Here is a 23399-nt window from a genome sequence, read left to right as displayed (position 1 = left end):
CTTGCAGGCATTCTGGTGCGAATAGCCATAAATTGCTCGGCGTTTGAGTTTCCCTTTTTATTGAAGTTGAGTTGCCGCCATCCCACTCTCATCGTCACTTCTCCAGCAGGACCTAGTCTCGGGATTCGAACCGCTCGGCTTGAGGTGGCGCCATCTCGCCGTCACATATTCGGGAAGGCAGCCAATATGTTCGATCAAGGCCTGTCCAGATTGTGTCAACTCAACCCGTTGCCCTTCAGCCCAACGAAAAGCACGAGCATGTTTCATTTCCTGTTGCCAACCGTCACGCCAAAAGCGCGTGGTGGCCATTAATTCTTCTTTTACGTCGTAAAAGGAGAAAGGGTTATGGGGCGACATGTGCCAACCAAGTTTTTGTGCAAGTAGGGGGTCAAATATCAGCGTTTCAGCAGGATTACCCATAAAAGAAATACGCAAATTTCTTAGACCTAACGTCACGCTCTCAGGCTCTCCGGCTACTATGACACGACCGCCTGCCCAATATGCCTTAGGTAGCGATGCGATCGCTCGATCAAAATCCCCGGTTTTACCCTTTTCCATACCACGCGTGCTCAACTTCTCTTCGGCAAAGAGAGAATTGGACTTATAAACGAAGAGGCGTGCCCATTCACCCACAACAGCCGACGAAGCGGAATTTCGCTTCATATCATCAGACCAGACCCAATCGTCTCTGTCCGTTCGCCAAGTATCTTTGGGAAGGAGCGGCCAGGTTATGTCGACCGGCCGAGAGATTTGTGGTGAGTGCGGAGGAAGCACCGGGGCACCCATCAGCTGATGGAGGAGGACATCTACATCCATTTCTGAAAGTTTTGATGCCCGCCAAAGTTCGCCGATAATCACATGAAAGGCTTGCAAGCAAATGCCTATATGAGGGCGCACAAAGGGGAGAAGCAAGCCAAGTGGGGAAAGCCTACCTTGAAGCTGCTTCATAGCCTTTGCTCCGAATTTTTCAGCTCCACCCCGCTGAGCAATCAACTGTGCAGTTCGACGCCGGAGATTACCGACGGGTACTTCGGCATAGCGGGATAGTTTCTCCAACCACCTCTCAAAGCCTTCGGTCCAAGCGGCGGGGTCATCGATAACCGGTCCCTGCGATTCTTCATCCCGTAACGACCGACCTGAAGTCTGATCCAGAGGTGGAAGTTCGAGAGTATAAATGGGCGGTAGTTCGGCTGATGCAATGTGTGCCTCAACGCCCCATTCATCACCCAAGATTTCACCGATCGCCGCGACGCAGGCATCCTCATGCTTAGTCAGCTTATTTAAGTCATGACGAAACTTCTCTGCGACTATTTTATCGTCACGAGCTTCGAAAAGAAGACGTGCTCCGAGCTGAACTTCATCACCTTCACCTTCAAGCAAGAGGCTGCATGTCCTGCAGAAAATATCAGTTGCGTTCGCCCGGACAAGTTCAAGAAGCCCATTGCTCGCTTGCTCGCGCGGGTCCGAAACTCCAAACGTTGCAGCTTCCCAAAAGAGACGAGCCAGTAGGTCAATGTCTTCACGCGCTACACCGCGCTCCCGCCGAACAGGCTCAATCTTCTGATAATCACGATAGCCTTCGATCTGCTCAGCGAGTCGATCCCATATTCCAGGCCAATTTACGTCCCTGTATAGCATCGGATATATCTCGTCGATGCTGTATAGGGCTGAGCCTGTGCCGTAGCCGCCCTCTGAGAGATCGCGAACAAAATCATCAAGAGCGCGCTTGTGAGCATCAGCATACCCTAGGAGGTGGCGTGCCTTGTGGTATTCTAGTGCATCCCGACTAGCCCAACCACCCCAACCTTCCCGCTCCGGCTTCTCAGGAATCATTAGAGTTTCAGCGTAGTCGAGCTGGCCAGCGGCGATTGCTGCTTTTGCCAGCGCTTCCTTAACCGGCCCGTCACGGACAAGTGCAGGGTTACGCATAGCGAATTCGCTAGCCTCAGACCAAGGCTGCTCAAGGATGATACGTCCGATGCGTTTGCCAAGTGTGCTATTTACATAATCCCCGTAGTGAACGCTCGTCTGTCCCTCTCGAAGCTTTCGTTCGAGCGCTACGGCTTGTTCAACATCTTCGAAAGAAAGCAACTGAAAGTAATCAGGCAAAACTTTCTCATCATACGAAAATCCAGCATCAAATGCAGGCTCAGCGTTCCATCTATCGACTGCGGCTGAAACCTGTGGCGGAATAGCACCGCGGTCGGCCAGCGCGTCGCGGAATGCGCGAAAGAGCCTTGGCCGAAGTTCGGATTTAGCATCGCGTTCAATGCCAGCGATGATGATGCGTTCAACTTCGGAGAGCTGCGCCTCGGGTGTTGAAGCAACCAGCTCCCTCAGGAACTCGCCTAACCGCGTAACACTGTTATAGATTTCATCATAATAGGGCAGACAAAGCGCACTCCAGGTAATCGCAATCGGAACCACCAAATCCGGTCTCCTCCGCACCATCCCTCTGGCGACTGCGTCCATAAGCGCATCCCAGTGCCAAACACCTGATGCCTTTGCCCACTCGAAAGCATCCCATGCTTCTTCAGATCCGCAGGCAATCGCTTCCACCAGTACAGTTTTGGAAATGCGCCACGCTTGGTCGTGTGCGTCGCTGTCCTCGACGCCAGCCACCAAGCGTAACATCATGAAAGACCGTTCCGTTGCTCGCGCCGCATCTGTGAGGTTGGCTGCCTCGAGGACTTTCACCCATAGAAGGTACTGCCCGTCCTTTTTAGCCGCAGCATAACTGCCGAGGGACATCTCGCGCATTTCATGCAGCAATTCACGAGCCTTCTCTTGGAAACCGATAGCTCCGAAGGCGATTGCAAGTTCGGCGAGTCCGTCAATTGCTTCTTGTGGCGAGCGTGCACCTTCGACTTCTTTGCGTGCACCTTCTAGCCGCGCGACCGCTGCCGCTGCATCACCGTCAAAATTGAACATGGTTTCAGTGAATTTTCGGATGATCGACTGTGCCCCCCTGAATGTACAGACTGGCAATTGAAGGCAGGCACTAAAAACGGCGGCGAAATCCGGCGCAGCATCCGGTTTAAGCAGCACAATCTCACAGATAGCATCAAATAGTGGTTCATCGGCTTTACGAACCAGATGCCCCAAGAAAACATCATCAAGCCGGTCAGCAACGGCTCCTGCAATAAATTCCAGAGACGACTTTATTTGCGTTGATACACCGATCTTTTTATCTGCGGCCTCTAGCCTCAGATTCCCGATCATGGAGCCCAATCGGATGGCATGGTTTTGGACTGCTCTGAAGAGCAGCTCTTTTGGCAGAATTGGCTGGGGAGGACTCGCGCCAAGTTGAGCTGCGACAATAGAGTAACGAATTAGGTATCGGACTGCGCCTGCCACTTCCTCAGAGCGGTGCTCGAGATTGCATAGATCGGGAATTTTGGCCTTTGCAAAGAGACGTGCAGCAAGTTCCTTGTCGCTGCATGTGATGGCCAAGCTAGCGGCGCGGACGTTCCAAGTTTCGTGCAGGTCTTCGATAGCTTGGCAAGTTTCATAAATGCCAAGGCAGGCTAATGCTTCTTCAAAGCGCGACGCCAGAACATGCGCTTCTGCACGTTCCATATAAAATATCGCGTGAGCACTATCCTCGATTTCAAGCCGAGCGACCACATCATCGACTGTGTTACTTGGATCATGGCGAAGCATTGCTCTTGCAAGCGCGAAACGCAACTCATCGAAATATTCGTCGCGAGTCAGGTGATGGAATGGCTGCTTCTCTTCATCACCTTTGACAACAGGCATTCGGATTCGGCGCTCGATCTGCTCGTCATCAAGCAACACGACGGCATAATCTGCCCATTTGCTCGTGTAGTCTTCTCTTCCCCAATGTTGGTTGTCGTACCATTCCCAAGGATTTTCCCTATCAAAGATTGCTCGTGCGCGTTCGGGTTGGCCATTGTCAAGTAAAGCTCTGATAACCAGCCATTGATCTCCTACGACATGATTGGCATCGAGCTGCGCTTCAGCGGAATAAAGGTCATCTGCTGCGATTTGCGCCGCAACAAGTTGCTCTGCCATTTCAAGGGCTTGTTGGCGCCTTGAGATCTCATCTCGTGCGAGCATTAGATCGAAAAGTTGCTCCGGTGTCTCGCTAGCGTCGAGACAGGCAAAAGCATCTTGGATGTCATTGTGGACATCGAAGCTCTTTCGGCCGTCGATGAACTGCGTCACAAAGTACCTGCGACAAGCAATCGCGGCGGCTTCAGCTTGATCATCTGCAAGGTAGCGGTATCGAAACTCAAGCCACCTTTGATGGCTTGTAGCCGGTGCAGATTTAGCAACACCTGCGAGACGGCGATATACTGCGGGGGCACTAAAATCTGGGTCAGGAACCCCATAAAGTGTTATTATCTGTTTGTGCAGAAACAGGCGAAAGCTATTATGAAAGATCAGCCAACCGCGACTGGCATGATCAATCAGATGATGTGCAATCCTAAATACATTGTCTACGGCTGAGCGAGTGAGGCAGCCCGCGAGCAACTCAGGCTCTATACGCCCTTCGACAAAACTCAATGTAACTAGAACCTTCGCAACCTCGCGATCCGCCTCTTCAGCCTCTCGCCAAGCTGCACAATAAACCTTCTCTAAATCGCCATCATATTCGAAGCCGCCATCCAAAAGAGTTCTTCGTTCATCAATATCAGCGTCAAGTAGTTTTCCTAGCAGATAATGCGTTACGAGTGGATGGCCTAGGCTGACTGAATAGACCTCTCCTGGAGCGATATCACCAGAGAGGCCAACCGAAGCGACCATATCCTCAACGGCGGACTCAGTCAGCGGGGCAATTTCAATCTTCCGGCTGGGAAGCGAGGCTTGATCCCTTACTTCACGGGGGATGTCGACCAGATCAATCCGCTGGCTCCCCAATATGAAGACGACTCCGTCAGGGATACTCTGAGGTAGCGGCAGTGCATTCAGGAAGCTTGCGGTTGGCTTCTCTTCGCGTGGGACATGATCAAGCCCATCAACTACGACGATGGTTGATTGACCACTCGTCTCAAATTCATTGCCTGCTTGCTGCAGCAGCTTTTGAAACGTCTCGCGCCGCTGCTCGAGAGTTTCGTCTTTAACTCGGCTTGCTTGAAGACCCAAGCTTACAAGTTGGCTGTTTAGATCAGCAAGGAAATTTGCGTCAACTCCCCGCCCCTGACCTTGTGCAGTACCGGGAACATAGGCGAGATAACGTACGACTCTGCGGTTTGGACCCGATTGCACGAACCGCTCAAGCAGCGTTGATTTTCCGGCTCCCGGAGAACCTAGAAGACATATATATCCCGAACTGTGTTTTTTTAGCGCTGTTTCAAGTTCGGCTTCGCTGGTCTCATTGCTTTGGACATGTGCGCCAAGCGGGAAATGATGCTCGAAACGCTGCTGGAAGCGGTCAGGCCACCCTAGTTCATTAAGAAGTTCGCGTCGGGTCCATCTGGTTTTTCCATCATCGCGTCCCACCAAATCGCCTAGCGCGCGCGCGAACTCCAGAACCTGCTCACGGGCAGTGGCATCCAAGGCTGGGTCGAGCTCAATATTTTGAGGAGCGCCTAGTATGATCTCGAAGCGGCGAAAGAAACGCTCAAAATCGGCTTCAGCCAAACCAGACGCGCTGACTAATTCATCGATGATGGGTTGCCAGATGGTTGCACGCCAATCCGCCAATAACCAGTCCGGGTGTCGATGCTTCTCTTGGAAGAAGTCCTGCGAATCTCGCCCTGCAACTCCAAACCGACCTTTGTCATTGGCCGAGGCGATATGCGAAGTGACATAGCGTACTCTGATGAACTTCCCCGGAAACACAGCCTCCAACTTTTTAAAGGATACCGCGCAATCCGCGATAACGTTGTCAGTTCCCAGAAGCAATCCACGTACGCCGACCGGCCTTGGCTTAGTCGAGGATTTGTACTGATGCCCGATAACTTGCCCAGAAATCCCGAGTACAAGGTCGTCGAACATTCCGGCCTGATCATCCGCAACGGCAATGAAGGATAATGTTCCCTGTAAAATCGCTTGGTATGCAAGCGCCGCAGAGGCGCGGTCTTGGTATCTGAGCCCTTGTCGCGCCGTCCGTTCTCCGGATCCTGATGTTTTCTGCTCCATACCTCTATTCGACGACCCTAAGCTGTCCTGTGAGTCCACCCAACCTTAAGCCTTTTCGACTTAGATAAAATCCTCCTGCGAACGGACTGCCGCAATAACTTGTGGAATCGGAAACTTACAATCCAGCTTTCGATGCTATGGCATGCCTCCCTTACTTCAGAGCATTCTGACCTGGAAATACGCAACTATGGCCCCGTTTCTGGTAGACGGAGAATTCCAGACCAAGTCAAATTATTACTGAGAGCGGGTCAATCCTCCCTCACCCCGCCGCCCCCCGCTCCGCCCAGCCGGCGAAGATCTTTTCCAGGACCACCACCAGGTCGTAGAAGACGATGCCGAGGGCGATGAGGACGGCGAAGATCAGGGGGGCGTCCGCGTTGGTCTTGCCGTTGTCGAACAGCGCGCCCAGACCGCGGCCGCGGGGGCTGACGATCTCCACCAGGTTGGTACCGATGAAGGCGAGAGTGATCGTGACCTTCCGGGCGCCGAAAACCTCCGGCAGCGTCTTCGGCAGGGCGAATTTCCCGAAGATCTGCGACTGGGAGGCGCCGAGCAAGCGGAGGATATCGCGGTATTCCGGTTCCAGCCTCGACACTCTTGGCGCTTGCCGCTGCGATCCATGTCGCTATTGTCGATCGACGTGAATGTATCTTTGTGAAGCAACCAAATGTCTGAGCACATTGCGGCAATCGTTCTTGCGGGAGGGTGTTCGACCCGCATGGGTCAGGACAAGGCGCAGATGGCAATCTACGGGCAAAGGCCTGCGCTGCCGACCGACAAACTCATTGGCAACGGGCGCAAGCTTGCGCATCTGACCGCCGACAAGCTCTATGGACAAGGCTGCGATCCGGTTTTGATCAACACCGCCAACACCGCGTTGTCACATAATGAATATGCTCTCGTTCCCGATCCAATTTCGGGCTTCAAGGGACCGCCAAAAGGGCCACTGGCCGGCATTCTGGCGGGCCTCTTGTGGATTGGCAAATATCACCCGAACCACCGTCAGCTGCTGAGTGTTCCAACCGACGCTCCCTTGTTCCCGAATGATCTGCCGTCCAGGCTGGCCGCTTGCGCGCAATCATCGAACGTTGTTGCCATGGCCAGTTACAACGGAAAACCGGAGCCCGCCTTTGCGCTTTGGCCGGTTTCACTAACAAGGAAGCTCAACACATTCCTGCGGACGAGTGACCGCCTTTCCATTCTCGCTTTCGCAGAGGAACAGAAACTGATGTTGGTTGATTTTAGCGATCATCCCGCTACGAGCTTTCTCGATATCAACACGCCAGAGGATTTCAGCACGGCAGAAATGCTGCTCGCGAGAAGACCTTAGGTGGTCGAAACAATGCCTGGGACCAGGCTTGACCTGCTCCCACGAACTGCCAGATCCAAACAAAGAACAGCAGGCCGATAGAGATATAAAAGGCCGAGAGGCGCAGGATCGGAACTCGAGCGATGATCAATGTGGGAAGCGCCAACCACGCAGCAAGCTAGCCCCAAGAATATTTATTTCCGATCCCGTTGGCGTTCCGGTCTGCGAGACAGATCTCAGAGGAGCCCGCCGCAGACCATCCGCGGCCGCCCATTTGCGCCTGCGGCTGCGGAGCCGGAAACCTGCTCGATGAAACCCCGCCCGATCGATATCGATCGGGCGGGTTCTTTTGCTCTCGATCAACGCGCCATGGTCAGGCTCATAGCGGCAGCTTCGCTTCGAAGGCAAGCTGCTGCAAAACGGCTACTCCTTCAGTTCGATGACCGTCAGGTTTCCGTTGATCCGGTCCGCCGAGAACTCGATCTCCTGGCCTTCCTGAACTTTCTCCAGCATGGCGTCATCGGCTACGCGGAACACCATGGTCATCGCGGGCATGTCGAGGTTCTTGAGTTCCTCGTGAATGATGGTGACCTTCTTGCCCTTCAAGTCGACCTTCTTCACGGTGCCCCGGGTATAGTCCGTGGCAAAGGCGGCGGTTGCGACAGCGGTGCCCAGGGTGACTGCGGCGAGGAAACCGATAAGCTTTTTCATTTCATTCTCCTGACAGGTAAGACAGATTTCGTTTACTTGTGTCCGGCATGGCCGGAATGGGTGGAGCCGGATCCGACGGTGCGGGACGGCTGTGGTGCGGTCGCGGGCGTGTCCGCCCGGCTGGCGTCCGGCAGCTCGCCGGTCCATTCCCAGGCCTGGGTTCCGGGCGGGTTTTCGTACCAGCCGGGATCGCTGTAATCGCCGGCGGAGATACCTTCGCGGACCTTCACGACGGAGAACATGCCGCCCATTTCAAGCGGTCCATGGGGCCCCCAGCCCGCCATCATGGGCACGGTGTTGTCCGGGATCGGCATGGCCATTTCCGCCATTTCCGCCATGCCGTTGGAACCCATGGGCATATATTCCGGCTGAAGCAGGCGGATCTTGCGCGCGAGCGCCGTCTTGTCCGCGCCGATGAAGGTCGGCACGTCATGGCCCATGGCGTTCATGGTGTGATGGGACTTGTGGCAGTGGATCGCCCAGTCACCCGGATGCACGGCGTCGAACTCGTAGGCCCGCATCGCGCCGACCGGAATGTCGATCGTGACTTCCGGCCAACGGGCCTCCGGGCGCACCCAGCCGCCATCCGTGCAGGTGACCTCGAAGTCGTATCCATGCATGTGGATCGGATGGTTGGTCATGGTCAGGTTGCCGACACGCACCCGGACCCGGTCGTTCTTCGCGACCACCAGCGGATCGATGCTGGGGAAGATCCGGCTGTTCCATGTCCACAGATTGAAGTCGGTCATGGTCATGATCTTCGGCACGTAGGAGCCCGGCTCGATGTCGAACGCGTTGAACATGATCAGGAAATCACGGTCGACCCGCATGAAGGCCGGATCTTTCGGATGCACGATGAAAAACCCCATCATGCCCATGGCCATCTGGACCATCTCGTCGGCATGCGGGTGGTACATGAAGGTGCCGGATTTCACGAGATCGAACTCGTAGACGAAAGTCTTGCCCGGCGGGATGCCGGGATGGGACAGACCGCCGACGCCATCCATGCCTGAAGGCAGAATGAGGCCGTGCCAATGCACCGATGTGTGTTCGGGGAGCCTGTTGGTCACGAAGATGCGCACGCGGTCTCCCTCGACCGCCTCGATGGTCGGGCCGATGGACTGGCCGTTGTAGCCCCACAGGTAGGCCGTCATGCCTTCGGCGAGTTCCCGTTCCACCGGTTCCGCGACCAGGTGGAACTCCTTCACACCGTTGTTCATGCGGAAGGGCAGCGTCCAGCCGTTCAGGGTCACCACGGGATTGTAGGGCACGCCGGTGTCGGGGGCGGCTTTGGGAGCCTGGGTGGCCGGTCCATCCATGACGGCCGCCTCCGGCAGGCCCATGTTGGACGTTTTCGCCCAGGCGGCGGTGGTTACGAGGGCGGCTCCGGTTGCGCTCGCGCCCAGAAGCTGACGTCGGTTCATCATCATCCTGTTCCTTTGACGGGTATCCATCAGTGACCTCCCCCTTCGGCCGCAGCCACGTTGACGGTGGCGCCGGTGCGGCCCCCCTCCATCGGACCCGCACCGAATGTGGCGGCCGTCAGATCCGCCTCCGCGAGCCAGAAGTTCCTGCGGGCATTGACGGCCATCAGCTGGGTGTCGATGCGGGCGCGGGTGTCGGCGAGAAGGTCGAACGTGTTGGTGATCATGCCGTTGTAGGTCAGCAGGCTTTCCTCCTCGACCGTTTTGCGAAGCGGAAGCACGGCGTCGCGGTAATGACGGGCTATCTCGTGCGACGACCTGTAGGCGGTGTAGGCCGAGCGGGCTTCGGAGCGGATGTTCACCGCTTTTTCCGCCAGACGGTTCGCCGCCTGCATGTAGGCGTATTCCGCCTTGCGCATCCTCGCCTTGCCGCTGTCGAAAACCGGAATGGCGAATTCCAGCTCGATCTGGGGCGTCACGAGGGTCTTTTTCGTCTTCTTTTCCTCCAGATCCGGGCCATTGAGTTCGTATTCGGTTTCGATTTCCCGCTCCGCCTCCGCGCCGGCGATCAATTCCAGATCGGTGACGTATCTGGTGGCTTCCGTCAGGCGATAGCTTTTGGCGACGGCCTCCAGTTCAAGTCTTGCGACCTGCAGGTCGATGCGGTTGCGCAGCGCATCCGCCTCGATCGACGGATTGCCGCGCGGAGCCCTGGGAAGTGCCGGCAGGCTGTCGGGCACGAAATATTCGACGTCCTGCCCCCACAGCCCCATCAGGCGGGTGAGCCGCTCCTTTGCGAGCCTTGCGGCCAATCGGGCTTCCGCCTTCTGCCCGGTCAGTTCCGCATAGAAGGCGTGTTCGCGCGCCTGCCCGGCCTTGGGCATGGCACCCGTCTCGCCCAGTTTCTGCGCGAGTTGCGACGCCGCGTCCGCGGCAACCTGGGCCTGGTTCAGATTGGCGACCGTTTCGAATGCGGCAACGGCGTCGATCCAGGCGCGTCGGGTCTCGGCCGCCAGCGAAAGCGTGTCGCCGATCGCAACGGCCTGGGCCTGGCGAAACCTGGTGTCCGACACGTCGACCCGCTGCTTTTGCGTCGCGAGCGACACGAGGTTCGCCGCGACCGTGCTTTCGATCGTGCGAAATCCGCTGACCTCGGGATGCGCCAAACCGAAGAGACCGACGGAAACGATCGGGTTTTCCAGCATCGTGTCCTGCCACGCATCGGCTGCACTCATGCCCAGCGCCGCGTAGGACGCCTGCAGTCCGCGATTGTTCAGCAAGGCAACCTGGACCGCCGTCTCGGCGTTGATCGTCTTCCTGTGCACCATCTTGCGGACCCGCTCCGAGACGGCCCTCGACTGGTCCGCATTCTCGATCCATACGGTCTCCTTGTTGCCGGTTCGCGAGGACGCCCCGGTTGAGACCGCCCGGAACCCGGGTTTCTGCTCGGAATAGGTGGCCACCTGCTCGGCCGAGACGCACCCTGCCAACAGGGCGGCCGATGCGATGCAAAGAAGGGGCTTGCCCGGGATTCTCCTCACGACCCACCTCCCCGGCCCGGCGCTTGCCGGTCGTTGAGATTGCGCCATGAGCCGGGTTCAACGGGCCCCCGGGCCGTATAGCCTTCGGTTACCGAAGACGGATAAAGGGCATGGATGGCGGTAGCCGGGTCTTGCGGCCCCGGTCCGGCGGACAGGTCCGGCAACGGTGCCGTGGCTGCGCAGCCGCCGACCAACAGCGGCGAGAGCGCAGCAAAAACGCTTAGTCTCATTGAAACTCACTGATCTCGATTTTTTAGAACGTCACCGCGGCAAAGGCGGCGCACGATTTGCCCGGGCAAGACCCGGGGCGAGATCAGGATCTGGGAGGATGCTCCACCCGATAGCGGGACGCATCCGTCAGCGAACCGGTCATCGGCAAATAAGGCGCCATCACTTTCCACCCGGAAAAGACCGGGGCCTGAAGGATCGCCAGATCGACGAAACAGGAAGACTGACAACAGGTTTCCGGGACGATCTTGCCGTCGACACCGGCCTTGCCGGCCGGACAATCGGCCGGACGTCCGTGCTTGGCGCCGTGCTGGTGCATATGCGGCATGGGTTCAGATAGTTTCGCGGCATGGGACATCTCCATGCGCGGACCGTCGGCCAAGCCGTGCGCACCCGCTCCAGGAAGAACAACTCCCAGAAGAAAGATGCCGGTAATGAAAATCTGAACCAGGTTGCGCACGAAACACCTATCCAACAATAAAAAGTCTCTATCCGGGCGCCGGCCCTGCAACAATTGAATTGTCCGTGATGGACGGCAATTCAAATGCGCAGGACTCCCGTCCGGAAAACAACATGCCTCACCCGTCCCTTTCCAGGAGATAGGTTGCGATGGCGAGGCGGTCTTCATCCGACAGGAACGCCGTTCCGTCGCGGACAACTTCCCCCATGGAACCTCCGAAGACATCACCGTTCGGCATGACCCCGGTTTGAAGGGCGTATTTGAGGGCGCTTACGGTCCAGCCTTCCTTCTTCAGGGCGGCGCTGGTAATGGGCGGGGACTTGCCGCCGTCCGGCAGGTCTTCGGCGCCATGCAAGGCCATTTCCGCCTGGCGGGCACCCAGCAGGTTTCTGGGCGTATGGCAGGCGCCGCAATGGGCCGGTCCTTCGACGATGAACTTCCCCCGGTTCCAGAGATCGCTTTTTTCGGAAACGGAGGTGAAGGTCTCCGGAATATGGTAGAGCGCACGCCAGACCTTGAGGCCTGCTCTCAGGTTGAAGGGCGGCATCATGTCGTGAGGTTTTGAAGGCTTGGACACGGCAGGCACGGTCCTGAATGCCGCCCAGAGGTCCGCCACGTCCTGATCGCTTAAGGCGTTGTAGAACGGATAGGGAAAGGACGGATAATAGGGCTTGCCTTCCGGAGACACGCCCTGGCGCAGCGCGGCCGCGAAGTCCTGGATCGTCCAACTGCCGATGCCGTGGTCCGGATCGGTCGTCAGGTTCGGCGAATAGAACGTGCCAAAGTCGGTCGGCAGCCTGACGCCGCCCGCAAGGGGCTGTCCGCCGCCGCTCGTATCGGTGTGGCAGGCAATGCATCCGGCCATCCTGGCGAGATAGGCGCCACGGGCCGGATCACCGGCGATAACCCCGATCGTTTCCGGCCGGCCGATCGGCCAGACGTGAAGCACGGCGATTGCCGCTCCCGCCAACGCGGGAGCGGCAATCGCGACAATGAGCCAAAGGCGCATCGGCTATTTTTTCTCGACCCGGAACCTGGAATGGCAGGCAGAGCAGGTCTGCGCGACCATGTTGAACACGCCGTCGGCCGGCATCTGGGCCAGCATGGCGGGGTCCGCCATATGCCCCGCACCGCCCATCATCGGGGCAGATCCCATCATGCCGCCGCCGGACATCATGGAACCTCCGCCCATCATGTTCCCCTGGCCCATCATGCCGGTACCGCCACCTGAATGGGCGAGGCCATTGTCGGCCGCCTTCTCAAGCCCGGTCGCAAACAGACCGAGCTGGTCGGAAAGCTCCGAGAACGCCTGCCAATCCATCCAGATTTCAGGCTTGGCTTCGGACGGGCCTTCAATGCTGTGTTCCGGGAAGAGTTTGGTCAAAGCCTCGCCGGAATGGGACCGGATCGCCGCCGCGCCCTTGCGCACCGCGTCCGCATCATAGGTTTTTTCTCCGCGCATCATCGCGGACAGGGATTTCATGACATCCCCCATAACGCCCATGGCGTCCATTCGTTCCTTGACGACACCTGACGCACCGCCGTGGGCATAGGTAGCCACAGCCCCCGTCAGCAGGAGCGAGCCCGCGACGGTCAATACCGTAAATTTCATTGATCGATTCCTGTATCCAGATTACCGGCGGACGCGCCGCCGCATGTCGTTTCAGATGGACAGGAGGAGACCTCGTGGGGGCGGCGGATCGATTGTCGCAACCCGCGAAGCGACGGTTGCGAAGGAAACGCTGACGGCTTCCCTGCCAGGATCCGGGACGTTCAGTCGCGCATCCACGGTCAGGGCAAGCAAATAGGCGCCGCAATGGACCGTTTCATGATCTGCAACGAGACCCTCTGCGCCCGGCGCCACGTGGTCATGGGTGTGACCGCTACCAGCACTGGTGCCGATCACCTGTGCATGGTCATGGGGCTTGTCGGCGAGCGAGTGACTGAACGATCCACCGGCAAGGACGAACGCCACCGCAAGGATGGTTTTCAAAAAGACCGCAATGGAGGAGCGTCGTTTCATCAATGTCGGCCTATTGGATCCGTTCGCCCTTTAGTAACACGCGAATAGAGGCAACAATCTGTTCAACCGGTTTCCCGGTCAAGTCTTCTATCGGACGCATGTTGCCGAAAGGCTAATGACAAGAGCGAACGCGGTTGCCGGCAGCCGGGCCGCAGCGCAGGCAGCCCCGCACGGCCCCTTTCCTATTCAGCAGGGACGGCCGCCGCATGCCGGGTTACGGCAACCGCGGGCCTTGCCTCGTCCATGGCCGGTGCGATCCGGCGCAGGCGCAGGGCGTTTGTGAGGACGAAGACCGAGGACAAAGCCATGGCGCCGGCAGCCAGAACCGGCGACAGCAATAGACCGAATGCCGGATAAAGCACGCCTGCCGCGACCGGGATCAGGGCCGTGTTATAGGCAAAGGCCCAGAACAGGTTCTCCTTGATGTTTCGCATGGTCCTGCGGGAGACCTCGTAAGCGTTCACCACACCGCGGAGGTCGCCCGACATCAGCACGACATCGGCCGATTCGATCGCGACATCGGTTCCCGTCCCGATCGCAATCCCCACATCCGCGTGGGCCAGCGCGGGAGCGTCGTTGATGCCGTCGCCGACGAAGGCGATCCGGTCGTCCTCTCCCTTGAGTTTTGCCAGGGCCGCCACCTTGCCGTCGGGCAGCACGCCCGCGATCACGATATCAATGCCGGTTTCGGCGGCAATCGCATCGGCGGTCTCGCGCTTGTCGCCGGTGATCATGGCAACCTTCAGGCCCTGGCCATGAAGGGCTGCGATCGCGGCCCGGCTCGAGGCCTTGACCGGATCGGCGACGCCGATGACGGCAGCGAGTTTCCCGTCAATGGCCGCATAGAGCGCCGTGCGGCCGCGTTTGGCCAGCCTGGTTTCCTCGTCCGAAAGCGCACCGGTCGAAATGCCTTCCCGTTCCATCAGCCGGTCAGCGCCGACCAGAACCCGCAGTCCGTCGACGACCGCGACGACACCGTGCCCGGTGATGGAGGAGAACTCGCCCGCTTCCGGGAGCTCCAGGCCCTCGTTTCCCGCAGCCCTGACGATAGCCTCGGCAACGGGATGCTCCGAGCGCGCCTCGACGGCGGCAATACGGGAGAGGACGAAGGACCGGTCAAACCCGTCCGCAAGCACCAGGTCGGTCAGTTCCGGCCGGCCCTCGGTGACCGTGCCGGTCTTGTCCAACGCAACGATGCCGATACCGGCAAGCTGCTGCAGCGCGTCGCCTTTTCGGAACAGGACGCCCATCTCGGCCGCCCTGCCCGTGCCGACCATGATGGAGGTCGGCGTCGCGAGCCCCATGGCACAGGGACAGGCAATGATCAGCACCGACACGCCGGCCACCAGGGCAAGGGTCAGGGCGGGCTCCGGGCCAACGATCAGCCACACCAGCACGGTCAGGACGGCGGCCGTCATGACCGCGGGAACAAACCACAGCGTGATGCGGTCGACGAGCCCCTGGATCGGCAGCTTGGCGCCCTGCGCCTCTTCCACCATGCGGATGATCTGGGACAGGGTCGTATCGGCACCCACACGGGTTGCCTTGAACTGCAACCCGCCCGCACCGTTGACCGTTCCTCCGGTCACCGCGCTGCCGGCGGATTTCGAAACCGGGACCGGCTCGCCGGTGATCATGCTTTCGTCGACATGGGACGAGCCCTCGACCACCTCGCCGTCGACCGCAATGCGCTCGCCCGGGCGCACCACGACGATGTCGCCGAGGCCGAGCGCCTCGATCGGCACCTCGATCATCTCATTGTCTCGCAACACCCGCGCCGTCTTGACCTGGAGGCCGAGCAGCTTCTGGATGGCCGCGCCCGTGCGTCCCTTGGCTCGCGCCTCGAGGAAACGCCCGAGCAGGATCAGGACGACAATCACCGCCGCCGCCTCGAAATAGACCGCGCGCACCCCGGCCGGGAGCAGGTCCGGCAGAAAGGTCGCGACGACCGAGTAGAGATAGGCAGCCCCAGTGCCGACGGCGACCAGGCTGTTCATGTCCGGTGCGCCCTTCAGGAGCGCGGGTATCCCCTTGGTGTAGAAGGCGCGGCCCGGGCCGGCGAGGACGACGGTCGTCAGCAGGAATTGCAGGATCCAGCTTGTCTGCTGGCCGATGGTGGCCGCGATCAGGTGATGGAGGGACGGGATCAGGTGCCCGCCCATTTCAATGAGAAACACCGGCAGGGCGAAGACCGCGGCAATTGCCATCTTGCGCGCCAGGTCGCGTGCTTCTTCCGCCTTGCGTTCGCTGCGGTCCTGGGTGGCGCCTGCCTCCGCGATGCTGGCCGGGTAGCCGATATCGGTGCTGGCCTTTATCAGTTCCTGAACGGTGACCGCGCCTTCCGCGTAGACAACGGTTGCGGTTTCCGCCGCCAGGTTGACGCTGACGCTCAGAACACCGGGGACGGCTGCCAGCGCCCGGTCCACGCGCCCCACGCAGGAGGCGCAGGACATGGACTGGATGTTGAGGGTGACCGTCTGCGTGCGCGCCGGATAGCCGAGATCCTCAAGTTTGGCGACCGCAGCTGCGATCTTCTCCGGTGCGGCCTTAAACTGCGCGCTTTCCGTGGCGAGGTTCACGCCGACATCGTCGAGCCCTTCAACGGACGCCAGGCCGCGCTCGACGCGCCCGACACAAGACGCACATGACATTCCCTGGACCGACAGGGTGACTTTCCGATGGCCGGACATGGGTCCAACTCCAACATGGGGTGATTGATAACCATCAGATGGCACTTCCAGTCACTGGAAGGTCAAGGCCGCGCCAAAACTTTTTTCAAATTGATTTTTCTCCTTGACCCTCCCGTAACTGGAACGTCGAAAAAGGACCCATTCAACTACGGAGTCCCACATGAAATTCAGCGTTCCCGACATGAGCTGCGGCCACTGCGTCGCTTCCATCGAAAAGGCGGTCAAGGCCGTCGACGCGTCGGCAGATGTCGCCTGCGACCTGGACACACACGTGGTCGAGATCGGCACCTCCGCCGGGCCGGAAACGATCACCAATGCTCTGCGGGATGCGGGCTACGAAGCCAGCCCGCTCTGATCCCGACACAAATCCCGCAGCACACGCGTCGCCGGACACAGTGCCCGGCGCGCGACCTACCCTCCCCGCTTACCTGAACGAGGCTGCCGTTTCCGGCAACCAGAGCGCAAGCTGTGGCAGCAGGAAGACCAGCGCGATCAGGACCAGCTGGGCGAAGACGAAGGGCATCACGCCCCGGTAGATCGACCCCAGCGCGACCTGTGGCGCCATCCCCTTGATCACGAAGACATTCATGCCGATCGGCGGCGTGATCAGGCCGAGTTCGGCCACCATCACCACGATGATGCCGAACCAGACCCCGTCAAAACCGAGACCGGTCACGATCGGGAAGAAGATCGGCACGGTGAGCAGGATCATCGCCAGCGCGTCAAGAAAGCAGCCGAGAACCAGATACATGAGCAGGATGATGGCCATAACCGCCATCGGATGCATCTCCAGTCCCGACACGAAACCGCCGAGCGCGCCCGCCAGGCCGGAGAAGATCGTCAGGTTGTTGAGGGTCACCGCCCCGACCAGGACGGTGAAGATCATGGCGCTGGTCTGAACCGTCTCCAGCAGTGCGTCGACAAAGGTGGACCAGGTCAGCCGCCGGCGCATGGCGGCAATGGCGAAGGCGCCGACAGCGCCGATGCCGGCCGCCTCCGTCGGCGTGAACACGCCGAGATAGATGCCGCCGATCACGATCGCGAACAGGAGAATGATCGCCCAGGTGCGCGCCAGGGCGGACAGTTTCGCGTGCCACGAGGTTTTCTCCCCGGCCGGGCCCAGGTCGGGCCAGATATGGGTGATGATCGCGATGATCAGCATGAATCCGAGGATGGACAGCAGTCCGGGGATGACGCCCGCGATGAACAGGTCGCCGATGGAGGTTTCCGTCAGGATGCCATAGAGGACCAGGATCACCGACGGCGGGATCAGGATGCCGATGACGCCGCCCGACGCGACCGCGCCTGTGGCCAGGCTGTCGGCGTAATTGTGGCGCTCCATTTCAGGCAGAGCCACCCGCGACATCGTCGCCGCCGTTGCAAGGGACGAGCCGCAGATCGCCGCGAAGGCGCCGCAGGCGCCAATCGTTGCGATCGCCAGACCGCCGCGAAACCGTCCCAGCCAGACGTTGAAGACGTCATAAAGTTCGCGGCTCAGCCCGGACCGTGCGGCCAGCGCGCCCATGAGGACGAACAGCGGCACGATCGACAGTTCATAGGTGACGGTCGTCGAGTAAACCGTGGTCGCAAACAGGGAAACCGATGCATTGGTGCCGATAATGGCCGCCGTGCCGCCGAGGCCGGCGAGCGCCATGGCGACGCCGATCGGAATGGTCAGAACGAGCATGACCGCAAGGGCGGCAAAGGACAGGATGCCGATTGTGATGGGATCCAAGGTTCAGTCCTCCCGGCCGCTCGGGCCACCCCGGAAAACGAGCACTGCCGCCGCCAGCAGCGCCACTGCTGCCCCGGCACTCATCAGATAGACGACCGGATAAACAGGCAGGCTCAGGATCTGGGTATAAAGGCCGTCCCGCAGCGTCTGGCCGGCCTTGTCGAACAGCTTCCACGCGATCAGCGCGAAGACCACGATCGAGGCGAGGTCCGCCAAGAGGTCCAGAAAGACCTTGAACTTTGGCGGGGCGACATGGGTCACCAGGTCGACCCGGACATGCCCCCGGCGATAGGTCGTGATCGCCAGGCCGAAGGTGATCGCCAGTCCCATCAGCAGTTCGATCGTTTCCACCGCGAAGGTCAGCGGCGCGCTGAACAGGTAGCGGCCGGCCACGTCGATGGACATCAGGACGGTCACGGCAATCAAGGCCGCGCCGGACACATACGCCAGCCCGTAGGACAGGCGGTTGACAAGTCTTTGCATTGCTCGGATTCCGGTTGCTGAGCCACGTATAAAACGGGCGGCGAAGAACGCCGCCCGCTCCGGTCAGACCGGGATCACGAGTTGTATTTCTTCACGGTGGCTTTCAGGTCCTCCAGCAGGGCCGCGCCGTCATAGCCGCGCTCGTTGGCCAGCTTGACCCAGTCGTCTTCGACGAAGGCGACCTTCTCCGCCCATTTCGGCTGCTCTTCTTCCGACAGAACCGAGATGGTGTGGCCATTGTCGGTTGCCGTCTTCTTGCCGGCCACGTCGGCGTCGTCCCAGCCCTTGCCGAAGATCTGCGCGCCCTTGAGGCCGCCGAATTCGGTGAGCACCTGCTTGTGCTCGTCCGGCAGCGCGTCCCACTTGCCGCGGTTCATGATGACGGCAAAGAACGTGGTGTAGAGACCGCCGGGGATTTCCAGGTGGTTGTCCACCAGCTCATAAAGCCGGAAGCCCTTGATCGCCTCCCAGGGGAACATGGCGGCATCGGCCACACCCTTCTGCAGGGACTCGTAGGCCTGGCTGGCGGGCATTGCGACCGGCGCAGCGCCCAGGGCCTCGGCCATGCGCACGCCGCCGCCGCCGACGCGGACCTTGACGTTCTGGAAGTCCTCGAGGGTGTGGATCGGTTCCTTCGAGTGCAGAACGCCCGGGCCATGGACGAAGATGGTCAGGACCTTGACGTCCTTGAATTCGGCGTCGAAGCCGATGTTGCGCTCATACCAGTCAACGGTCGCCATGGAGCCGACCTCGGCACTGGGCGACATGAACGGCATCTCGATGCCGCGCGCCACCTCGAACGGCCCCGGCGTATAGGCGGCCACATGGTAGGCGATATCGGCCGCGCCCGCGCGGATGATGTTGTATTGCTCCGGCGGCGGAGCGATCGGCGCCGGGTCGATCGTCAGCTTCAGGGAACCGTCCGATGCCTTGGAGATGGCGTCGATCCAGCGCGGCAGCGTGACGGCGGTCTGGTGGTGCGTCGGCGGCACCCAGGTCGCGATGCGAAGGCTGGTGTTCGCCGCGAGCGCCGCCAGCGGATTGAATCCGACCACCGATATGCCGGCGGCCGAGGCCGCCTTCAGAAAAGTCCTGCGTTCCATTTTATTCCTCCCATTATTATTCCGGTAAAATTCAAGCATTTTTACCGGGACATTTCCACAATCCGGCCCTTCAGCCCCCTCCAGAGCTGTCGTTGGACCTGTGATTGACTATGAAGCTCCCTCCTCCAACGCCCCCGCCCCGCTCAATCGGCGTTCCAGGCGACCGGCATATTCAGCGGCCCGCGGAATGCCCAGCCGCCGAATGTGGTTTCGCCATCCAGGCGCAGTCCCTTCAGCCGGGAAAAGATCATCGGCATGGCGACCTCGCCGATCAGGCAGCGGGACGCCGAGGCCCCGGCGCAATAGTGCGGACCGGCGCCGAAGGCGATCGAGGCCCGGGTGTCGCGGGTGATGTCGAACCTGTCCGGATCGGTAAAGACACTGTCGTCCCGGTTGCCCGCGCCGAACATCAGGAACACCCGGTCCTCCTGTTCCAGCATAACCCCGTGCAGCTCGTATTTCTGCGCCACCCGACGCGGCGACATGCCCACCGGGGCGATCCAGCGGGTATATTCGTCGAAGGCGTCGAACCAGGTCGCCTTGCCGTCAAGGATCATCCGCAGTTGGTCGGGATGTGTCAGGAGCGCCCAGCTCATGCCGGCAATGACGTCGCGCGGTTCGTTCTGGCCGCCGGAGATCGCCAGCTTCACGTTGGCGCGATACTGTTCCTCGCTCAGACCCGCCTGCAGCTGCACCGACAGCAGGGAATGGTCCGGGTTTTCGGTCAGATCCGGGATCCGATCGTCGATGTAGCGGTCGATCGATGCCGTGCAGTCGTTGCAGCGCGCCTCGACCTCCGGGTCGCCCGCATAGTTGGCGCAGCCGTCCATCATCCCCTGGCTGACCCGGTCCATCTCCTGCCAGGGCATGTTGGTGAGGCCGGTGATCGCCTTGAGCGCCTCGGCGGAGATGCGCATGGCGATGTCGCGCACCATGTCGGCCTCTCCCTTCGGTGCGATCTCGTCGAGGATGGACGTGGTCAGATCCTCGAACGCCGCCCGCCAGGCCGCCTTGACCGTGCGCGGGGAAACGGTCGGGAAGATCGCCTTGCGCTCTTCCATATGGGCGGCGCCGTCCTTGCGCATCATGTTCTGGCCCATGAGCCGCGTCATCAGCCCGTCCGGCTGAACGGAGGAGAACACGTCCACCTTCTTTTCGTTTTCGAAAATGTCGTCCCGCCGGGTCAGCAGCGTCGCCCCCAGCTGCGGCACGAACACCACCGGTCCCTGGGCGCTCATGCGCTTGAGGTCGGGATACGGATCCCTCCAGAAGGCGTCCGGATCGATATTATAAATCGGCGCATCGGACATGTGCGCTGCTCCCCCCATTTACTTACTCCCCCATTTACTCGTTGACATGACAACATGAGCCGCGTTGACTTGTCAACGAGAAGTCAACGCGGTATCCATTGGCCTGTTCAAAAAGGTGGCTGATCAAGTGGCTGACAATCCGGACCTGCCCGACGAAATGTTCCTGGTGACCCCGGACGATGCCGGGATACCGGCCGACGCGACGACCCTCAGCTTTTCCCGCTCCACGACGGTCCTGCTGACTTTCGCCGCCAACCGGTTCACCCGCAAGGCCGCGCATCATTACCGGACCGAATTCGGCCTCGGCGTCATGGACTGGCGCATGCTGGTGATGCTCACCCGCGCGCCCGGCAGCAACGTGGCCCATGCCAGCAAGACGATGGGGATCGACAAGGCGGCCGTGAGCCGGAGCCTGGCTCGGCTGGAAAAATCCGGACTGGCGGCCTCCACCGCCGGCACCCCCGACGAACGCCGCCGCGAATGGCGTCTCACAAAGAAAGGCCGCGATCTCCACGCCCGCATTCTCGACGCCTCGCTCAACCGCCAGAAAGAGCTTCTGGACGGCTTCACGCCGGCGGAGGTCGAACAGTTCAACGGTTATCTCAGGCGCTGCCTGCATAATCTCGACAGCCTGTCGTGAGGCCGCGAACCGGTGGGGCTTGGCTGAGTTTTGGGGCGGGGTGTCGCCTCCCCTCAAACCGTCATCCCGGGCGAACGCAGTGAGACCCGGGACCTACTCGTTTCCAGAGCCTTTGTTGCCCTGGCCAAAAGCTGCGGCAAGCGGCCGTGCGAGTAGGCCCCGGCTCGAGGCCGGGGTGACGGTCGTGTGTGGGGCGCGGCCTGCGAAAAGGCACGCCGTTTCGCCAAACACTCCTTGTCCTCCCAGCGCAGGCTGGGATCCAGTAAACTATTGATTTAGCAATCTTTTCCAACCGCAAGCCACACGGCGTACCGGATCCCAGTCTTGCCGCTGCTGCGCCAAACCGGGATGACAACCTGAGTGAATGGCGAGGCATTGCCATCCCCCAAACCGCCATCCCGGGCGAACTCAGTGAGACCCGGCAACTGCTCGTCTGCAGAGCGTTTGCTGTCCTGCGCCAAAGCTGCGGCAAGCGGCTTTGCGAGGTGACCCCGGCTCAGGGCCGGGCAACGGTGGTGTGTGAGGCGCGGCCATGCCGTTTACACCCCTCTCCCCCCTTGAGGGGGAGATGTCACCTTTGGTGACAGAGGGGGGTGAAGGCAGTGGCGTCGCTCTCGAGCGCTGCGATATGTCGTGCGGCTGAGACCCCCCTCTGTCCGCTGTCGCGGACATCTCCCCCTCAAGGGGGGAGACGGGCGCAAGCGGCATCTCTGTTATCCGGAATGACGGCAGAATGCCGCCGTCCCTCAAACCACCCCGGGCTTCCGCGCGATCAGGTCGATCAGGGCGGACCGACCCGAATGGCCCGCGCCTTCGTTGAGTTCGGCTTCGTACTCTTCCAGGCGCAGGATCTCCCAGGCGCCGAAGCGCTCGGACAGCATGTCCCTGGTATAGAGGTTTTCCTCAGCCGACGGCCCGCCGGTCTTGTAGTCCAGCTGCTTCGGCGTGTAGCCGTGCAGCAGGAGCAGCCCGCCGGGCTTCAGGGTGCGTTCGATGCCGTCGAAGATTTCCGCCCGGAATTCCGGGGGCGCGAACTGGATGAAGATCGCCGCGACGACATCGTATTTCGCGGGCGCCCACTCCCAGGTCTTCAGATCGGCCAGCCGGAAATCCACCTCGACGCCTTTGGCCTGTGCAAGCCGGCGCGCCTTTTCTACGCCCGTGGCGGCACTGTCCATCGCGGTCACCGCCAGGCCCTTCTCCGCGAGATAAACCGAATTGCGCCCCTCCCCGTCGGCAACGGCCAGCGCCGTCTCGCCGGGTGTCAGCAGACCGGCATTCGCTTCCAGAAACTGGCTCGGCGCGGTTCCGAAGATGTAGTCATCGGTGGCGTAGCGTTCGTCCCACATTCAAAGAGGCTCCTTTATTCGGGTTGGGCCGGAAAGCCGGGATCGTAATCCATGAGGGCGCGCGCCGCACGGCAAAGATGAGGGATTTCCCGGTGAGGGTCAGATTGCCGCAAAAAGGAGAGGTTTGAAAATGAATAAAGTAACACCCGGGAGAGTTCCCCCGAGGACCGGGCTCACCAGAAGTGAATCCGGTTGAATATCTCCGCGCCCCCAAGACCGGATCCGGCAACCCGACCCGCTCGGCGAAATCGAGTTTGCGAGCCCCTTCCGGGAACGTTCAAACAT

General features: G+C 60.2%; 19 protein-coding genes. 3 read left to right on the top strand and 16 right to left on the bottom strand.

All coding sequences use genetic code 11. The annotated features are described in order from the left end of the window. Positions 1 to 57: 57 nt before the first annotated feature. Positions 58 to 6108 carry an AAA family ATPase gene (locus ACN0SO_RS01880; RefSeq protein WP_417673942.1) on the bottom strand — a complete coding sequence of 2017 codons (6051 nt, stop codon included), beginning with the start codon at positions 6106 to 6108 and terminating at the stop codon, positions 58 to 60. Positions 6109 to 6367: 259 nt separating this feature from the next. Next, a complete protein-coding gene (locus ACN0SO_RS01875) occupies positions 6368 to 6703 on the bottom strand; it encodes an ABC transporter permease subunit (protein ID WP_417673940.1) in 336 nt (111 codons plus the stop codon). 72 nt (positions 6704 to 6775) lie between these two features. Here ACN0SO_RS01875 and mobA point away from each other — a divergent pair, with 72 nt between their 5' ends. After that, positions 6776 to 7438 carry a molybdenum cofactor guanylyltransferase gene (mobA, locus tag ACN0SO_RS01870; RefSeq protein ID WP_417673938.1) on the top strand — a complete coding sequence of 221 codons (663 nt, stop codon included), beginning with the start codon at positions 6776 to 6778 and terminating at the stop codon, positions 7436 to 7438. Between the two features lie 402 nt (positions 7439 to 7840). On the opposite strand, the gene ACN0SO_RS01865 is transcribed toward mobA, so the two are convergent. From ACN0SO_RS01865 to ACN0SO_RS01825, 9 genes are all read right to left on the bottom strand, one after another. Then, positions 7841 to 8128: a copper-binding protein gene (locus ACN0SO_RS01865; protein WP_417673936.1), complete on the bottom strand. Its 288-nt coding sequence runs from the start codon at positions 8126 to 8128 to the stop codon at positions 7841 to 7843. A gap of 32 nt (positions 8129 to 8160) precedes the next feature. Continuing rightward, positions 8161 to 9555 carry a multicopper oxidase family protein gene (locus ACN0SO_RS01860; RefSeq protein ID WP_417675019.1) on the bottom strand — a complete coding sequence of 465 codons (1395 nt, stop codon included), beginning with the start codon at positions 9553 to 9555 and terminating at the stop codon, positions 8161 to 8163. Between the two features lie 26 nt (positions 9556 to 9581). Beyond that, positions 9582 to 11093 (bottom strand): TolC family protein, encoded by a 1512-nt coding sequence (locus ACN0SO_RS01855; protein ID WP_417673934.1) that lies wholly within the window; start codon positions 11091 to 11093, stop codon positions 9582 to 9584. Then, complete coding sequence (locus tag ACN0SO_RS01850; RefSeq protein WP_417673933.1) at positions 11090 to 11323, bottom strand: hypothetical protein; 234 nt, start codon at positions 11321 to 11323, stop codon at positions 11090 to 11092. Before ACN0SO_RS01850 ends, ACN0SO_RS01855 begins: the two co-directional genes overlap by 4 nt. An 83-nt stretch (positions 11324 to 11406) precedes the next feature. After that, entirely contained in the window at positions 11407 to 11781 is a 375-nt protein-coding gene (locus tag ACN0SO_RS01845; RefSeq protein WP_417673932.1) for a hypothetical protein, read from the bottom strand. 118 nt (positions 11782 to 11899) lie between these two features. After that, on the bottom strand, positions 11900 to 12790 hold the full coding sequence (locus tag ACN0SO_RS01840; protein WP_417673931.1) for a c-type cytochrome: 891 nt from the start codon (positions 12788 to 12790) through the stop codon (positions 11900 to 11902). Between the two features lie 3 nt (positions 12791 to 12793). Continuing rightward, positions 12794 to 13393, bottom strand: a complete 600-nt coding sequence (locus ACN0SO_RS01835) for a c-type cytochrome (protein WP_417673929.1) — start codon at positions 13391 to 13393, stop codon at positions 12794 to 12796. Between the two features lie 51 nt (positions 13394 to 13444). Next, positions 13445 to 13804: a hypothetical protein gene (locus ACN0SO_RS01830; protein ID WP_417673927.1), complete on the bottom strand. Its 360-nt coding sequence runs from the start codon at positions 13802 to 13804 to the stop codon at positions 13445 to 13447. Positions 13805 to 13986: 182 nt separating this feature from the next. Further along, positions 13987 to 16494, bottom strand: a complete 2508-nt coding sequence (locus tag ACN0SO_RS01825) for a heavy metal translocating P-type ATPase (RefSeq protein WP_417673925.1) — start codon at positions 16492 to 16494, stop codon at positions 13987 to 13989. A 160-nt stretch (positions 16495 to 16654) separates the two neighbouring features. Between ACN0SO_RS01825 and ACN0SO_RS01820 the strand changes: the two genes are divergently transcribed. Beyond that, a complete protein-coding gene (locus ACN0SO_RS01820; RefSeq protein ID WP_417673923.1) occupies positions 16655 to 16849 on the top strand; it encodes a heavy-metal-associated domain-containing protein in 195 nt (64 codons plus the stop codon). A gap of 69 nt (positions 16850 to 16918) precedes the next feature. Here the strand turns inward: ACN0SO_RS01820 and ACN0SO_RS01815 are convergent, their stop codons facing one another. The 4 genes from ACN0SO_RS01815 to ACN0SO_RS01800 form a co-directional block, all read right to left on the bottom strand. Continuing rightward, positions 16919 to 18229: a TRAP transporter large permease gene (locus tag ACN0SO_RS01815; protein ID WP_417673921.1), complete on the bottom strand. Its 1311-nt coding sequence runs from the start codon at positions 18227 to 18229 to the stop codon at positions 16919 to 16921. 3 nt (positions 18230 to 18232) lie between these two features. Next, positions 18233 to 18712: a TRAP transporter small permease gene (locus ACN0SO_RS01810; RefSeq protein WP_417673919.1), complete on the bottom strand. Its 480-nt coding sequence runs from the start codon at positions 18710 to 18712 to the stop codon at positions 18233 to 18235. Between the two features lie 74 nt (positions 18713 to 18786). Then, entirely contained in the window at positions 18787 to 19815 is a 1029-nt protein-coding gene (locus tag ACN0SO_RS01805; RefSeq protein WP_417673917.1) for a TRAP transporter substrate-binding protein, read from the bottom strand. Positions 19816 to 19958: 143 nt separating this feature from the next. Continuing rightward, positions 19959 to 21125 (bottom strand): cytochrome P450, encoded by a 1167-nt coding sequence (locus tag ACN0SO_RS01800; RefSeq protein ID WP_417675017.1) that lies wholly within the window; start codon positions 21123 to 21125, stop codon positions 19959 to 19961. 127 nt (positions 21126 to 21252) lie between these two features. On the opposite strand from ACN0SO_RS01800, the gene ACN0SO_RS01795 reads away from it, so the two are divergent. Then, on the top strand, positions 21253 to 21765 hold the full coding sequence (locus ACN0SO_RS01795; RefSeq protein ID WP_417673915.1) for a MarR family winged helix-turn-helix transcriptional regulator: 513 nt from the start codon (positions 21253 to 21255) through the stop codon (positions 21763 to 21765). A 746-nt stretch (positions 21766 to 22511) separates the two neighbouring features. On the opposite strand, the gene ACN0SO_RS01790 is transcribed toward ACN0SO_RS01795, so the two are convergent. After that, a complete protein-coding gene (locus tag ACN0SO_RS01790) occupies positions 22512 to 23114 on the bottom strand; it encodes an SAM-dependent methyltransferase (protein WP_417673913.1) in 603 nt (200 codons plus the stop codon). Between the last annotated feature and the right edge of the window lie 285 nt (positions 23115 to 23399).

It is taken from the genome of Roseibium sp. (assembly GCF_048260565.1).
GTDB lineage: Bacteria > Pseudomonadota > Alphaproteobacteria > Rhizobiales > Stappiaceae > Roseibium.
This window is presented reverse-complemented; position numbering and strand designations above follow the sequence as displayed.

Coding starts and splice junctions, on each gene's coding strand:
- ACN0SO_RS01825 (WP_417673925.1), bottom strand. CDS start 16,494: ATGTCCGGCCATCGGAAAGTCACCCTGTCGGTCCAGGGAATGTCATGT.
- ACN0SO_RS01835 (WP_417673929.1), bottom strand. CDS start 13,393: ATGAAATTTACGGTATTGACCGTCGCGGGCTCGCTCCTGCTGACGGGG.
- ACN0SO_RS01805 (WP_417673917.1), bottom strand. CDS start 19,815: ATGGAACGCAGGACTTTTCTGAAGGCGGCCTCGGCCGCCGGCATATCG.
- ACN0SO_RS01860 (WP_417675019.1), bottom strand. CDS start 9,555: ATGATGAACCGACGTCAGCTTCTGGGCGCGAGCGCAACCGGAGCCGCC.
- ACN0SO_RS01820 (WP_417673923.1), top strand. CDS start 16,655: ATGAAATTCAGCGTTCCCGACATGAGCTGCGGCCACTGCGTCGCTTCC.
- ACN0SO_RS01800 (WP_417675017.1), bottom strand. CDS start 21,125: ATGTCCGATGCGCCGATTTATAATATCGATCCGGACGCCTTCTGGAGG.
- ACN0SO_RS01810 (WP_417673919.1), bottom strand. CDS start 18,712: ATGCAAAGACTTGTCAACCGCCTGTCCTACGGGCTGGCGTATGTGTCC.
- ACN0SO_RS01830 (WP_417673927.1), bottom strand. CDS start 13,804: ATGAAACGACGCTCCTCCATTGCGGTCTTTTTGAAAACCATCCTTGCG.
- ACN0SO_RS01865 (WP_417673936.1), bottom strand. CDS start 8,128: ATGAAAAAGCTTATCGGTTTCCTCGCCGCAGTCACCCTGGGCACCGCT.
- ACN0SO_RS01880 (WP_417673942.1), bottom strand. CDS start 6,108: ATGGAGCAGAAAACATCAGGATCCGGAGAACGGACGGCGCGACAAGGG.
- ACN0SO_RS01850 (WP_417673933.1), bottom strand. CDS start 11,323: ATGAGACTAAGCGTTTTTGCTGCGCTCTCGCCGCTGTTGGTCGGCGGC.
- ACN0SO_RS01790 (WP_417673913.1), bottom strand. CDS start 23,114: ATGTGGGACGAACGCTACGCCACCGATGACTACATCTTCGGAACCGCG.
- mobA (WP_417673938.1), top strand. CDS start 6,776: ATGTCTGAGCACATTGCGGCAATCGTTCTTGCGGGAGGGTGTTCGACC.
- ACN0SO_RS01840 (WP_417673931.1), bottom strand. CDS start 12,790: ATGCGCCTTTGGCTCATTGTCGCGATTGCCGCTCCCGCGTTGGCGGGA.